Source organism: Micromonospora sp. NPDC005205, assembly GCF_040608275.1.
Taxonomy (GTDB): Bacteria; Actinomycetota; Actinomycetes; order Mycobacteriales; family Micromonosporaceae; genus Micromonospora.
The window spans coordinates 170447-183530 of sequence record NZ_JBEXHV010000010.1 but is presented as its reverse complement, the minus strand read 5'-3'; the positions used below and the strand labels follow the sequence as shown (position 1 = coordinate 183530).

Here is a 13084-nt window from a genome sequence, read left to right as displayed (position 1 = left end):
GCCGCTTCCGCCCGGAAGGAGCACAGTGAACCGCCCCCTCCGCACCACGCTCGGCGGTGCGTTGACCGCTGTCATGCTGGTCACCGTCGCCGTCGCGCCGGCGCAGGCGCACCCCGCAGGGCGCCCGCCGGCCGTCCTCGCCCTCCCCGACGGGTTCCAGCCCGAGGGCATCGCCACCGCCGGCCGGTACGCCTACTTCGGCTCCCGCGCCACCGGTGCCATCCAGCGCGTCGACCTGGTCACCGGCCGGGGCACGACGATCGGCGCGGCCACCGGCACGCCGTCGCTCGGCCTCAAGGTCGACACACGTGGCCGGCTCTTCGTCTCCGGTGGCACGGCTGGCGACGCTCGCGTGCTCGACACCCGCACCGGCGAGGTGCTGGCCCGCTACCAGTTCGCCACCGCCCCGACGTTCGTCAACGACGTCGTGCTGACCCGCGACGCGGCATACTTCACCGACTCGAACCGGCCGGTGCTCTACCGGCTGCCGCTCGGTCGCGGTGGCGCGCTGCCGCCCGCCGACGCCTTCACCACGATCACGCTGACCGGCGCGTACGCGCAGGTCGGCACGGGGGTGAACCTCAACGGCATCACCACCACACCCGACGGCCGGGCGTTGCTCGTCGTCCAGTCCTCCACCGGCACGCTGTACCGTGTCGACCCGGCGACCGGGGCGAGCACCGTCGTGGACGTGCCGGGCCACACCTTCACCAACGGCGACGGGCTTCTCCTGCTCGGCCGCACCCTCTACGTCGTGCAGAACCGCCTCAACCAGATCGCGGTGGTCCGGCTGAACCACGCCGGCACCGCCGGAGCGCTGACCGGCACCATCACCGATCCGCACTTCGACGTACCCACCACCGTGGCCGAGGCGCTGGGCCGGCTCTACCTGCCCAACGCCCGGTTCACCACACCGCCGACCCCCACCACGCCCTACACGGCGGTCGCGGTCCGCGCCCACTGAGCGACCCGAGGGGGCACCCGCCGCACGGGTGCCCCCTCGGCCCACCGCTCCTGGGATCTCGATCGTCGATTCGGCCGCCAGTAGGATCACTGGCACCTCGGCGACGACTGTCGCCTCGTGCACCCCGGAGTTTGTGTGGCCGCCCGTCCGTACCGGTTCCTGCGCCGAACCCTGGCCGTGGGCTGCATCCTCGCCGCCGCCGCACTGCCCGCCAACCCGCAGGCCGCACCGCCGGTCGCACCGCCGGCCGCGCCCACCGGCGTCGCGCAGCCCACGGTCCTGCGGATGCTGCAGATGAACCTCTGCAACAGTGGCCTCGCCGGCTGCTACACCGGCCGCGCGATGGCCAGGGCCGCGGAGGTGATCACCGCCGAGGCGCCCGACCTGGTCACCCTCAACGAGATCTGCGCGGGCGACCTGCCGGCCCTGCGCCGGGTGTTCCAAACCGTCCACCCTGGCCAGCGCGTGGTGGCCGCGTTCCAGGCAGCCGGCGACCGCCCGAGCAGCGACGACACCCGCTGCCGCAACGGCCAACGGTTCGGCATCGGGTTACTGGCCCACCTGCGGACGCCGGGCACACCGAGCACCGTGTACGCCGGAACCCATCCCACGCAGGACCTCGCGGACCCCGAGGAACGCGCCTGGCTCTGCGTCGACGTCGACCGCGCCCTGCTCGCCTGCACCACGCACCTGTCGGCCAGCGGCGGCTACCGCGTCGCGCTCGCGCAGTGCGAGCACCTGCTCGGCACCATCCTGCCGACGATCAGCCGCGACGCCGGGTACGAGCCGACCGTGCTCGGCGGCGACCTCAACCTGCGCGCCGGCCCCGACCGCGACGTGCGGTCCTGCATCCCACCTGGCCATCAGCGGGTCGACGATGGCCGACTGCAACACGTCACGTCGACCGCCGACATCACCCTCTGCTGTCGCAGCCAGGTGCCCATGGACGGGACGACCGACCACCCCGGGCTGCTGGTCACCCTCACGATCAACAGCAGCCGTCCCGTCCGGCGGCCGGCCTGATCCGCCTCCGTTCGGGCACGGAGACGGCCGGATCCCCGAGGTCGCCAGCAACGCGGCGCGGGCCGGCCGCACAGCGTCAGCGCGGCGGCGTGTCCCGGCGGGACGGGAAGGGAGTACCGGGCTGGCCGAGGGTGGAGCGGGCGCGCAACCCGACCGGGTCGGGAGCAGGGGTGGGCGCCGGGGCCGGCGGCTCCGAGAGCCGCAGCCCGTTCAGGTACGCGGTGGCGGCCCGGTCGTCGTCGGTCGGAGCGGCGAGCAGCGCGTAGAGCAGACCGACCACCCCGAAGATCACCGCCAGCACGATCGGCACCAGCAGGGTGCTCACCCCGGCGCCGGTCACCTCGCCCGCCCGCTCGTGGCGGTGCACCGACAGGGCGCTCATGCCGGTGAAGTGCATCCCGTTGACGGCGATCCCCATGACCAGCGCGGAGGCGAAGATCGCCAACCCCCGCCGGACGGTCATCGCGAGCCACAGCGCGACGGTGGACGCCACCACGGCGATGACCACCGAGAGCACGACCCGGACCGTGTCGTAGCCGAGGGTGCCGTTGAGACGCATGGCGGCCATGCCGGTGTAGTGCATGGAGGCCACGCCGACGCCGGTGAAGACACCGCCGGCGATCAGTCGTACCGGGTTCAGCCGGCCGGTGCCCACGATGGCCAGGCCGATACCGACCGCCACCACGGCGATGACCGTGCTGGCCGCGGTCAGCGGCACGTCGTAGCGGATCCGGGTGTTCTCGACGGCGAAGCCGAGCATGGCCATGAAGTGCATCGCCCAGATGGCGGTGCCGCCCAGCGCCCAGGCCGACAGCAGACCCCACCACGCCCGCTGGCCGTTCGTCCGGGCCGTACGGATGCGCCCGGCGCAGACCAGGCCGAGGATCGAGCCGAGCACGGACAGCGCGTAACTCAACGCGGGCGTGATCCACCCGTACTCAAAGTGATTGATTTCCGCCACGGCGGCTTTCTCCCCATTCGTTACCGATGCGTCAACAAGACGCCCCGGCAATGATCAGGGGTGCTTTGATCAGGCGCAATAGGCCCCCCGGGCTATTCGAGGGGTGCCGTTCAGGTAACCGTCCGCTGCGTCGATTTACCCGACAGAAGTTACTGGGTGTAACTATCACGCTGACGTGTGGTACGCGAGAACGCCTCGATTGACGGCCGCTATAGCCTGTCGGGCTGTCGACCGCAGCTCCGTTGCGGCACCACCCGAGTCGGCAATCTGACCGAGCAGATCGACGACCTGTCGGGCCCACCGGACGAAGTCACCGGCGGGCATCTCACCATCGATCTCGTGACCGCTGCCGAGCACCTTCGCCAGCGCCTCCCCCCGGGCCCACCGGTAGACGGGCCAGGCGAAACCGAGATCCGGCTCCCGGGTCGCCGTCAGCCCTCGCGCAGCCTCGTCGGCCTCGATCTCCCCCCACAGCTTCAGCGTCTCGTCCACCGCGTCGGCCACCGGCCCGCGCGGCAGCGACGCCCTCTCGTCGACATCGCGGCGCGCCTCGAACACCACCACCGACACCGCCGCGGCCAGCTCGGCCGGGGACAGCCCGTTCCACACCCCCCGGCGCAGGCACTCGGCGACCAGCAGGTCCGCCTCGGTCCAGATCCGGCCCAGCATCCGACCGGCGTCGGTGACCGCGCCGTCGCGGGCGAGGTAGCCACGCTCCGTCAGCAGCGCCACGATCCGGTCGAACGTTCGCGCGAGGGACCCGGTACGGCCACTGACTCGCTCGCGCAGCTCCTCGGTGTCGCGCTCCAGCCGCCGACGCCGCTCCGCCCAGCGGGCGTGATCCTCGCGCTCCGGGCAGGCGTGGCAGGGGTGGTGACGCAGCTCGCTGCGGAGCTGGGTGATCTGGTGGTCCTCGCCGGTCGCCTCCCGGGAACGGCCCCCGCGTCGGCCCGCGTGCCGATCCAGGCCGGTGCCGCTGACCTCGGCGGCGAGATCCCGCCGGGCGCCCGGGGACCGGTGGTTGAAGTGTTTGGGCACCCGGATCCGGGCCAACACCTCGGCCGGAGTGGTGAAGTCGCCGGGGCTGACCCGCCCGGCCCAACGGTCCTGGGTGAGCACCAACGGACGGGGCTCACCGAACCCACCGGTCGCCGGGTCCAACACCACGGCCAGCCCAGCCCGCCGGCCCGACGGCACCCGGATCACGTCGCCGACCCGCAGCCGCTCCAGCGAGGCCACCGCGGCGGCCTTGCGCTGGGTCTGCCCCTGCCGGGCGATCGCCTTCTCCCGATCGGCGATCGCCACCCGCAGCGCGAAGTACTCGTCGAAGTCGCCGTGGTGGCAGGCCGCCTCCGCGCCGTACGCCTCGATGGTCTCGGTGTTGCGCTGCACCTGCCGGGCCAGGCCGACCACCGACCGGTCCGCCTGGAACTGGGCGAACGAGGACTCCAGCAGCGCCCGGGCCGGCTCCGCGCCGACCGTCCCGACCAGGTTCACCGCCATGTTGTACGACGGCCGGAAGCTGGAGCGCAGCGGATAGGTGCGGGTGGACGCGAGCCCGGCCACGTGCCGTGGGTCGGTCTCCGGGGACCACACCACGACGGCGTGCCCCTCCACATCGATGCCTCGGCGGCCGGCACGCCCGGTGAGCTGGGTGTACTCCCCCGGGGTCAGGTCGACGTGCGCCTCGCCGTTGTACTTGACCAGCCGTTCAAGCACCACGCAGCGCGCCGGCATGTTGATGCCCAACGCCAGCGTCTCGGTGGCGAAGACCGCCTTGACCAGGCCGCGGACGAACAGCTCCTCGACGACCTCCTTGAAGACCGGCAGCATGCCGGCGTGGTGGGCGGCCAGGCCGCGTTCCAGGCCGTCGAGCCACTCCCAGTAGCCCAGGACCGACAGGTCCTCGCCGGGAATGGCGGTGACCCGCGACTCGACGACCCGGCGGATCTCGGCCCGTTCCTCCGCCGAGGTGAGCCGCAGCCCGGCGGCGAGGCACTGCTGCACCGCGGCGGCGCAACCGGCCCGGCTGAAGATGAACAGGATCGCCGGTAGCAGACCCTCCCGGTCCAGCCGGTCGACGATGTCCGGGCGCAACGGGCCACGCCAACGCGGGCCGCGCCGGCCGGCGCCGGGTCCGGCGCTGCGCCCCTCACCCAACTCCAGCCGCCGCGCGGTCTCCCGGGTGTAGCGCAGCAACTCCGGGTGCACGTCGTGCTTGCGGGCGGCGTCGGAGTCGTGGAACAGGTCGAACATCCGCTTGCCGACCAGCATGTGCTGCCACAACGGCACCGGCCGGTGCTCGCTGACCACCACGGCGGTCTCGCCGCGCACGGTGACCAGCCAGTCGGCGAACTCCTCGGCGTTGGAGACCGTCGCCGACAACGAGACCAGGGTTACCGAAGCCGGCAGGTGGATGATCACCTCTTCCCAGACCCCACCGCGGAACCGGTCAGCCAGGTAGTGCACCTCGTCCATCACCACGTACGCGAGGCCCTGGAGGGTGCTGGAGCCCGCGTAGAGCATGTTGCGCAGCACCTCGGTGGTCATCACCACCACCGGCGCGTCGCCGTTGATCGCGTTGTCGCCGGTCAGCAGGCCGACCTGCTCGGCGCCGTACCGGGCGACCAGGTCGTGGTACTTCTGGTTGGACAGTGCCTTGATCGGGGTGGTGTAGAAGCACTTGCGTCGCACCGGTGGGGTCGTCGCGTCGGCGGCGGGCGCCGGGTCGTCGGGTCGACCCCGCAACGCGAGGTGGACGGCGAACTCCCCGACCACCGTCTTACCGGCGCCGGTGGGAGCGCAGACCAGCACACCGCTGCCCCGCTCCAGCGACTGGCACGCCTCCCGCTGGAAGTCGTCGAGGTCGAACCCCAACTCGAGGGCGAACTCGTCCAGCGCCGGAAACTGTGCGGCTTGTGCGGCCTTGCGGCGCGCCGCTGCGTACCGCTCGGCGGGGCTCGACATGGCACCAAGATTAGTGCGTGCCGCGTCATGTCACCCCACAAGGCCGTCCGGAGGCGCGGTCGGGGGCGGTCGGTAGGGTGCACGGCGTGCCGGACCATGCCGAACCGCCCCAGACCAGTCCGCCGGGCACCACCGAGCGCCGGGCGTCCCGACGCCCTGTCAAGGCGGTGCTCTTCGACTTCCACGGCACCCTGGCTCAGGTGGAGGACCCCCAGCGGTGGGTGTCGGAGGCCGCGGCGTCGTGCGGCGTCACACTGGACCGCGTCCGCGCCACCTCGCTGGCCGACCGACTGCTCACCGCGGGCCGCGCCGGCGGGCCACTGCCGGCACGGGTGCCGCCCCGACTCGCCGAACTGTGGGCCGACCGGGACCTCTACCAACACGCCCACCGGGGCGCGTACACCGGCCTGGCCGAGACCGTCGACGCCGGCATCGACGGCTTCGCCGACGCGCTCTACGAGCGGCTGCTGACCACCGAGGGCTGGCTGCCGTACACCGACACCGCCCCCACGCTGACCGCGTTACGCGATGCCGGGGTGCCGGTGGCGGTGGTCAGCAACATCGGCTTCGACCTGCGGCCACATTTCGACGCCTGGGGGCTGACCGACCTGGTCGGCGCGTTCGTGCTCTCGTACGAGGTGGGGCGCTGCAAACCCGACCCGGCGATCTTCTGGCGTGCCTGCGGCATGCTGGGCGTCGACCCGGAGCAGACCCTGATGGTCGGTGACACCCCGGCGGACGCGGGCGCGGTGGCCGCCGGCTGCTCGGCGCTGGTGCTCCCGGCAGCCGAGCCGGGCCGGGAGAACGGGCTGGGCGCGGTGCTCGACCTCGCCCTGCCAGGCTGACCGGCGGTGTGTGTGCCGTCAGTCGGCAATGTGAATCACCGGTAGCTGGCCATCGCCGTACCGAGCCTCCCCGGTGAGGATCGAAGCGTCGTGGCTCACGCGGCCGGTTGTTCGGTCGTCGCGGCGGCGGTACCCAGCGCGTGCTGGCGGGCCCGCTCACGAAGGGCGCTGCGGCGCTCCGGCGACCAGTCGGCCTCCACTGCCGCCCGGCGGGCGCGAGCCTCGGCCACACCCTGCTCGGTGATCGGGATGCCCTGGTGGGCCAGCTCCGCGTCCAGGGCGTCCAGCCGCATCCGGTCGCGGACAGCCTGGGTGATGTAGGCGCTGGCGTTGGACTCCCGCTCCAGGCGCTCAGCCACGTCCGGCGACACAGAGATCGATAGTTTCCGCATCGCGCTCGTCATACCAGGGACCGTACGTCGGTAGCACCGTGTCGGCGAACACCACCGCTGTGTCGGCGGGTGGATGCCGCCGCAGGTTGGCCAGGGCGGACGGCCTACCGTCGTGCCCGTGACCGAGATCCTGCTGCCCACGACGGCACCGGCAGAAACGCCACCAGCCCGGGGCGGTGGCGTCGTCGCGGTGGGGCTGGTGCTCGGCGGGGCCCTGTCGGTGCAGTTCGGCGCCGCCGTGGCCGCGCTGCTCTTCCCGCGTACCGGGGTGGCCGGCGCGGTGACCCTGCGGCTGACCATCGCGGCGGTGCTGCTGCTCGTCGTGTGCCGGCCCCGCCTGCGCGGACACGACCGGTCGGCCTGGCTGGCGGCCGGCGCGTTCGGGCTGGCGCTGGCCGGCATGAACTCGCTGTTCTACCAGGCCATCGAACGCATCCCGCTCGGCCCGGCGGTGACGCTCGAGGTGCTCGGCCCCCTCGCGCTGTCGGTGTTCTCCGCCCGCCGACTGACCAGCTGGGGCTGGGCGGGGCTCGCGCTGGCCGGGGTGGCGCTGCTCGGGCAGGGCGGCTTTGACAGGCTGAACCCGGTCGGGGTGGCCTTCGCGTTCGGCGCGGGCGCCATGTGGGCCGCGTACATCGTGCTGAGCGCCCGGGTCGGCGGCCGCTTTCCCGGCGCGGACGGGCTGGCCCTGGCGCTGACCGTCGCCGCGCTGGTCACCCTGCCGCTGGGCATCGTCGACGGCGGCGCGGCGCTGCTCGACCCGCAGGTGCTGGCCCTCGGCGCCGCTCTCGCCGTGCTCGCCTCCGGGCTGCCCTACACCCTGGAGCTGATGGCGCTGCGGCGGATGCCCACCGCCACCTTCGCCGTGCTGATGAGCCTCGGCCCGGCCGTCGCCACCCTCGCCGGCTGGCTGGTGCTGCGGCAGGAGTTGACAGTGCTGGAGTGCACCGCCATCGTGCTGGTGATCGCCGCCAGCATCGGCGCGGTACGGGTCAACGCAGCAGCCGCACGGCGCCCGGAACCGCGCTGATCGTCACCGGCAGCTCCAGGGAGCGTTCCCCGTCGGCGTACGACGTGATGCCCTCGGCCGCCAACTCCACCGTGCGGGCCCGGAAGCTGCGCACCAGCGGATGACTGATGTGGGTGCCCTGGTAGATGCGCGGCTTCACCCGGATCAGGGTGCGCCGGTTGACCCGACCCGCCACCACCACGTCGAGCAGCCCGTCGGTCGGGTCGGCGTCGGGGCAGATCCGCATCCCACCGCCGTACGTGGGGCAGTTGCCCACCGCCACGAGCACTGCGTCCAGGTCGTGCGGCACCCCGTCGAGGCGCAGCGTGTAGCGGCGTGGGCGCAGCCGGGCCAGCTCGACCAGGATCGCCAGGTCGTATCGGCGCGGGCCGCGGGGCCAGCGCATCCGGTTGGCCCGCTCGTTGACGATCGCGTCGAAGCCGGCCGCGAGGACCGCCCCGTACCAGCGCTCGACGCCGTCGACTCCCACCATCCGGGCCAGGTCGACCGGTTGACTGCGGCCGTCGCGTACCGCCTCGGCGATCACCGCCGCCGCAGCGAGGGGGTCGGCCGGAAAGCCGGTGTCCACTGCGAAGTCGTTGCCGGTGCCGGCCGGGATCGGGCCGAACGGCACGTCGGTCCCGGCGACCGCCTGCAACGCGCGGTGCACGGTGCCGTCCCCACCGACCGCCACCAGCGCACCCGCGCCGTCCGCGACCGCCTGACGGCATGCCGCCTCCGCCTCGCCCGGGGTGGACGCCGACAGCACTCGAAGTGGCCGACCCGCGTCGGCCAGCCCGTCCAACAACCGGGGCAGCAGTGCGCTGTACCGTCCCCGACCGGCGGACGGGTTCGTGAGCACTGCCACCGGCCCACCGGCGAGCGGGGCGCGGTCGACGGGTTCGCCGGCGACCGGGCCGGGCAGGTGGTCGTCTTCGGTCACGGGCAGCACCGTACCGGTCGGACACCCGCCGTTCCCCAGGGGCAGGTGCCGTCACCAACAGTTCCGCCGCCTGCGCGGCAGGTGACGCGACGACGCCGCCCCCGAAAGACGGGGACGGCGTCGGTGGACCGGTCGGCGCGGAGCCGTCAGGTCATGTCGTCGTAGCGGCGTTCGATCGGCGCCGGTTTGGCGATCGGCTCGGGTTCGCCGATCGGCGCTGCCGAGTCGACCCGCTGCCCGGCCACGACCGGGTCCGCGTCGAACTCCAACGGCGACACCTCGTCGTCGTCGATGCCGGCGTAGATCTCCTTGCCGCGCCCACGCCGCTTGTCGTTGAGGAAGGCGACGCCCACCGCACCGAAGTAGAGAGCGGAGAGGCAGATCGCCAGGGCCGTCATTCCGAACGGGTCCGGCGTCGGGGTGACCACGGCGGAGAACGCGAAGAACACGAAGATCGCCACCCGCCACCAGCTGAGCAACCGCTTCGCGCTGGCGATGCCCACGAAGTTGAGCATCAGCACGACGAGCGGGAACTCGAAGGCCACGCCGAACAACAGGATCAGGTTGGTGACGAAGGAGATGTACTTGGTGATCTCCAAGGTCGTGCTGATCTCGCTGTCCGAGATGCTGAGCAGGAACTCCAGGCCCTTGGCCGTGACGAAGTACGCCAGCACCGCACCGGCCGCGAACAGCGGCGCGGCGAGGGCAGTGAAGAAGTACGCGTAGCGCCGCTCGTGCCGGTGCAGGCCGGGCGCGATGAACGCCCAGAGCTGGTACAGCCAGATCGGCGCGGCCACGATCAACCCGACCCAGAGCGCGACCTTCAGGTTGAGCAGGAACAGGTCGGCCGGGCCGAGCTGCACGAACTCGCACTTGCCGTCGACATATCGGGCCTGCGGCAGGTCACAGTAGGGCTGCTGGAGCAGGTGCAGCACCGGCTTGGCCAACCAGAAACCGAAGCCGAACCCGATGAGGATCGCCACGGACGCGCGGAACAGACGGTTGCGCAGCTCACGAACGTGCTCGATGAGCGTCATCGAGCCGTCGGCGGCCCGTTCGAACGACTTGGGGCCGCGTTTACGCAGTGCGAAGGCCACGGGAGTGGGGCCCTTCGGTCAGTTGTCGCGGACGCGGTGCACCGGGTCGACGACCGGCTGCTGCGGCGGGGCCTGCTGGTACGGGGCCTGCTGCGGCTGGCCGGTGTACGGCGCCTGCTGCCCGGCGTGCGGCGGCAGCGGCTGGTAGCCGGCCTGCGCGTCGGCCTTCTCGGCGAGGTCGCGGTCGTCATCCTGCAGGCTCTTCGTCTCGGCCTTGATGATCCGCAGCGACCGACCCAGCGAACGGGCCGCGTCGGGGAGCCGCTTCGCACCGAAGAGCAGGATCAGCACAACCACGAGAACAGCGATGTGCCACGGCTTGAGGGCACCCATGAGAAGCTCCAGTCGCTCTGTGTCCGGGGGGTGGTACGCAGCCCATCGTACGTGCGGATCGGCTGCCCGCCACCCACTGGGTGGTGGTGGTCTGGGCGGGAGGGTGAAGTCTTGACCAACCCGCGATGATCCGTCAACCATCGCCGGGCGCGTACCCGATCAGCCGCGCTTGGCCTTGATCACCGCGAGTCGCTGGGACGTGGTGTCGAGCCGACGTTGGACTTCCTCGGCACGCTGTTGCAGCGCCTCGGCGGTGTCCCGCAGCGCCTCGGCCTCGGCGGCACGCCGCTGCAACGCCACGGCGGCGCGGCGCAGTCGGGGCAGCCGGGCCAGCAGCGGGCGCACGGCCAACGCGAGCACCACGAGGGGTAGCAGCACCACCGCGAGCACGATCCAGATCAGCACGGCGGTCAGCCTACTGGGTGCGGCCGGCCACCGCCGGGTCACCCGACGGCGCGCGCTCCGGGTCGACCTCGGGCAGCCGGGGTACGGCCGCGGGCACGGCGTACGCATCCAGCGCGGCGGCCGCCGTCGCCCGCACCTGCTCGGCCAACTCCACTGGGGCGACCACTGTCACCTCCGGGCCGAGGCCCAGCACGAAACGGCGGGCCCACCCCAGGTCGGTGACCCGCAGGGAGACGAGCCACTGGTCGCCGTCGCCGGCCTCGACCCGCTCGCACGGGTAGTACTCGGTGATCCACCGTTCGCCCCGACCGATGCGCAGGGTGATCAACGGTAGGTCGGCCGAGGGGCGGAACACGCCCTCGGTGAGGTCGTGCGGGACGGCCTGCGGCGGCACCGTGGCCGGCTCGTCCAGCTCGGTGACCGCGTCGATCCGGTCGGCGCGGAACAGCCGGACGGCCTCCGCGCGCCGACACCACGCCTCCACGTACGCCCGCCCGCCGACCATCAGCATCCGCAGCGGGTCGATGACCCGCTCGGTGGTCTCGTCCCGGGCGGCCGTGTAGTAGGTGATCCGCAGGGCCCTGCCGCCCTCCACTGCGCCGCGCAACGCCTCGACCCGCGGGGCGTCCCCGGGCAACCGGACCGCCACCGGCGCACCCACCAGGTCACCCGCGGCCTCGATCTTGGCGAGGGCCCGTTCGACGGCCTCCCGGTTGGCCACCCCGGGCGTCTCGGCCAGCATGCGCAGCGCCACCACGAGGGCCAGGGCCTCGTCGGGGGTCAGTCGCAACGGCCGGTCGATGCCGGCGTCGTAGGTGATGGTCACCCGGTCACCGTCGAACGCCATGTCGATCAGGTCACCGGGGCCGTACCCGGGGAGCCCGCACACCCAGAGCAGCTCCAGATCCTCCCGGAGCTGGCGCTCGGTGACGCCCAGGTCACCGGCCGCCTCGGCGATCTCGATGCCGGGCCGGGCCAGCAGGTAGGGCACCAGGTTGAGCAGTCGGGCCAGCCGGTCGGCGGACGCGCGGGAGCCGTTGCGGGCGGCCGGGCGGCTCACCGGGCACCCCCGCCGACGGCCAGCTCGTCGTGGCGCACGGCGATCTCCTTGAGTCGTTGGATGACCGCCTCGCGGACCTCCGGTGGGTCGATGACCCGCACGTCCGGGCCGTAGCCGACAAGATGACCGGCCAGCCCGTCCGGTTCGGCGTACGGCAGGACCAGCCAGTCGCCGTCCGGCCCAGCGGTCACCTCCACCGCCCAACGGCGCAGCCCGGCGGCCCGCCCGGGTGCGGCCAGCACGGTGGCCCGACCGGTGCGCTCCGCCGGACCCGACCAGCGGGCCACGTGGCTGATCAGGTCGACGTTGGCCGGCGGCTCGTACGCGCCGGGGGCGCCGGTCACCCGGACCGCGCCGACGACCCGGGACAGCCGGAAGCAGCGGGTCGCCTCACGGTCCTGGTCGTGGCCGACCACATACCACCGGCCGCGCCAGCAGACCACGCCCCACGGTTGCAACCGTCGCCGGGTGGGCGCGTCGCGATCGGGCACCCGGTAGTCGAATCCCACCTCGCGGCGGTCCCGGGCGGCGGCGGTCAGCGGCGCGAACGCCGGGTCGACAGTGACCATCGGCTCCAGGCCGAGGGTCGCCTGCGGGTCCACGTCCACTCCGGCGGCGCGCAGCTTGGCCAGCCCCGACGACGCGGCGGCGGCCAACCCGGCGTGCTGCCACAGCCGGGCGGCGATGCCGACCGCGGCGGCCTCGTCCGGTTCGAGGAGGATGTCGGGCAGCGCGTATTCACGGTGGGCGATCCGGTAGCCGGGCTCGGCGTCGAAGGCGCTCGCCGTGCCGGTCTCCAGTGGGACACCCAGCTCGCGAAGCTCGGCCTTGTCCCGCTCGAACTTGCGTTGGAACGCCTCGTGGTCGCGCGCGTCGTCCGGATCGTGCTCGTAACCGGGCACGGTCGCGGCGATCTGCGCGGCGGTCAGGAACCGTCGCGTGGACAGCAGGCAGATCACCAGGTTGACCAGGCGTTCGGTGCGGGTCCGCGACACGCGGTAGACGCTAGCAGCCGACCCGCCCACACCGCGCACCCGCGCGGGCGTGCCGCACACTTGTTCGGATCGGGCCTCCCCCGGCGCGTC

General features: G+C 72.8%; 13 protein-coding genes. 4 read left to right on the top strand and 9 right to left on the bottom strand.

Annotated features, from left to right (window positions below; all coding sequences use genetic code 11):
- Nucleotides 1-25: 25 nt before the first annotated feature.
- Nucleotides 26-964, top strand: coding sequence for a superoxide dismutase (locus ABZU43_RS19950; protein WP_355007970.1), 939 nt, complete (start codon nucleotides 26-28; stop codon nucleotides 962-964).
- Between the two features lie 135 nt (nucleotides 965-1099).
- Nucleotides 1100-1987, top strand: a complete 888-nt coding sequence (locus tag ABZU43_RS19945) for an endonuclease/exonuclease/phosphatase family protein (RefSeq protein ID WP_355007969.1) — start codon at nucleotides 1100-1102, stop codon at nucleotides 1985-1987.
- 76 nt (nucleotides 1988-2063) lie between these two features.
- Here the strand turns inward: ABZU43_RS19945 and ABZU43_RS19940 are convergent, their stop codons facing one another.
- On the bottom strand, nucleotides 2064-2948 hold the full coding sequence (locus tag ABZU43_RS19940) for an MHYT domain-containing protein (protein ID WP_355007968.1): 885 nt from the start codon (nucleotides 2946-2948) through the stop codon (nucleotides 2064-2066).
- Between the two features lie 165 nt (nucleotides 2949-3113).
- A complete protein-coding gene (locus ABZU43_RS19935; RefSeq protein WP_355007967.1) occupies nucleotides 3114-5915 on the bottom strand; it encodes a DEAD/DEAH box helicase in 2802 nt (933 codons plus the stop codon).
- An 86-nt stretch (nucleotides 5916-6001) separates the two neighbouring features.
- Between ABZU43_RS19935 and ABZU43_RS19930 the strand changes: the two genes are divergently transcribed.
- The gene (locus ABZU43_RS19930; protein ID WP_355007966.1) at nucleotides 6002-6760 is read left to right on the top strand and encodes an HAD-IA family hydrolase; all 759 of its coding nucleotides are present in this window, start codon (nucleotides 6002-6004) and stop codon (nucleotides 6758-6760) included.
- A gap of 95 nt (nucleotides 6761-6855) precedes the next feature.
- Here ABZU43_RS19930 and ABZU43_RS19925 read toward each other — a convergent pair whose 3' ends face one another.
- Nucleotides 6856-7164 (bottom strand): hypothetical protein, encoded by a 309-nt coding sequence (locus ABZU43_RS19925; RefSeq protein ID WP_355007965.1) that lies wholly within the window; start codon nucleotides 7162-7164, stop codon nucleotides 6856-6858.
- A 100-nt stretch (nucleotides 7165-7264) separates the two neighbouring features.
- Here ABZU43_RS19925 and ABZU43_RS19920 point away from each other — a divergent pair, with 100 nt between their 5' ends.
- A complete protein-coding gene (locus ABZU43_RS19920; protein ID WP_355007964.1) occupies nucleotides 7265-8182 on the top strand; it encodes an EamA family transporter in 918 nt (305 codons plus the stop codon).
- Here ABZU43_RS19920 and ABZU43_RS19915 read toward each other — a convergent pair.
- The 6 genes from ABZU43_RS19915 to ABZU43_RS19890 form a co-directional block, all read right to left on the bottom strand.
- Nucleotides 8145-9086, bottom strand: coding sequence for a diacylglycerol kinase (locus ABZU43_RS19915; protein WP_355008032.1), 942 nt, complete (start codon nucleotides 9084-9086; stop codon nucleotides 8145-8147). The two genes, ABZU43_RS19920 and ABZU43_RS19915, sit on opposite strands and share 38 nt — an antisense overlap.
- Before the next feature lie 164 nt (nucleotides 9087-9250).
- Entirely contained in the window at nucleotides 9251-10201 is a 951-nt protein-coding gene (gene tatC, locus ABZU43_RS19910) for a twin-arginine translocase subunit TatC (RefSeq protein ID WP_355007963.1), read from the bottom strand.
- Nucleotides 10202-10219: 18 nt separating this feature from the next.
- Nucleotides 10220-10534 carry a Sec-independent protein translocase subunit TatA gene (gene tatA, locus ABZU43_RS19905; protein WP_124776013.1) on the bottom strand — a complete coding sequence of 105 codons (315 nt, stop codon included), beginning with the start codon at nucleotides 10532-10534 and terminating at the stop codon, nucleotides 10220-10222.
- 159 nt (nucleotides 10535-10693) lie between these two features.
- On the bottom strand, nucleotides 10694-10939 hold the full coding sequence (locus ABZU43_RS19900; RefSeq protein ID WP_355007962.1) for a hypothetical protein: 246 nt from the start codon (nucleotides 10937-10939) through the stop codon (nucleotides 10694-10696).
- A 10-nt stretch (nucleotides 10940-10949) separates the two neighbouring features.
- On the bottom strand, nucleotides 10950-11999 hold the full coding sequence (locus ABZU43_RS19895) for a YafY family protein (RefSeq protein ID WP_355007961.1): 1050 nt from the start codon (nucleotides 11997-11999) through the stop codon (nucleotides 10950-10952).
- Nucleotides 11996-12994: a WYL domain-containing protein gene (locus ABZU43_RS19890; RefSeq protein WP_355007960.1), complete on the bottom strand. Its 999-nt coding sequence runs from the start codon at nucleotides 12992-12994 to the stop codon at nucleotides 11996-11998. Before ABZU43_RS19890 ends, ABZU43_RS19895 begins: the two co-directional genes overlap by 4 nt.
- Between the last annotated feature and the right edge of the window lie 90 nt (nucleotides 12995-13084).

Bases quoted from the DNA above. Each gene is read 5' to 3' on its own strand.
- ABZU43_RS19935 (WP_355007967.1), bottom strand. From the start codon at position 5,915: ATGTCGAGCCCCGCCGAGCGGTACGCAGCGGCGCGCCGCAAGGCCGCA.
- ABZU43_RS19925 (WP_355007965.1), bottom strand. From the start codon at position 7,164: ATGACGAGCGCGATGCGGAAACTATCGATCTCTGTGTCGCCGGACGTG.
- tatA (WP_124776013.1), bottom strand. From the start codon at position 10,534: ATGGGTGCCCTCAAGCCGTGGCACATCGCTGTTCTCGTGGTTGTGCTG.